We start from the raw sequence: 622 nt of genomic DNA, 5'->3' as shown, positions 1-622 counted from the left end.
AAACGGTTACCAACTTGGTAGACAATGGCGATGGTACAGTTACGTACACAAACGAGGATGGTACAGCGCAAACAATAGACGTAGCATCAATAATTGATGCCCAAGAAACATTAACTACATTAGTAGATAATGGCGACGGTACTATTACGTATACTGATGAAGACGGAGTAGCCAATACAATTAACATGGCCGCAGCCGTAGCCGCGGTAGAGACCTTAACAAGTTTAATAGACAACGGCGACGGAACCATTACCTATAATGACGAAGACGGTAATGCTAACAACATCAACTTAGCAACAGCCGTAGCCGCAGTAGAGACCTTAACAAGCTTGGTAGACAACGGCGACGGAACAATTACCTATAATGATGAAGATGGTAATGCTAATAACATCAACCTAGCAACAGCTGTAGCAGCGGTAGAGACCTTAACAAGTTTAGTGGATAATGGCGACGGTACGATTACGTATACCGATGAAGATGGTGTAGCTAATAATATAGATCTAGCAACAGCCGTAGCAGCCGTAGAGACCTTAACTACATTAGTAGATAACGGCGATGGTACTATCACGTATACCGATGAAGACGGTGTAGCAACAGTAATCAACATGGCTACTATAATAGG

The 622-nt window shown here is 42.9% G+C and carries 1 pseudogene; it reads left to right on the top strand.

What is annotated here, in order from left to right:
- Window positions 1-622, top strand: a pseudogene (locus ABD011_RS15730) (hypothetical protein); the annotation flags it as partial.

The organism is Gaetbulibacter jejuensis, from assembly GCF_039524015.1.
Taxonomy (GTDB): domain Bacteria; phylum Bacteroidota; class Bacteroidia; order Flavobacteriales; family Flavobacteriaceae; genus Gaetbulibacter_B; species Gaetbulibacter_B jejuensis.
This window is presented reverse-complemented; position numbering and strand designations above follow the sequence as displayed.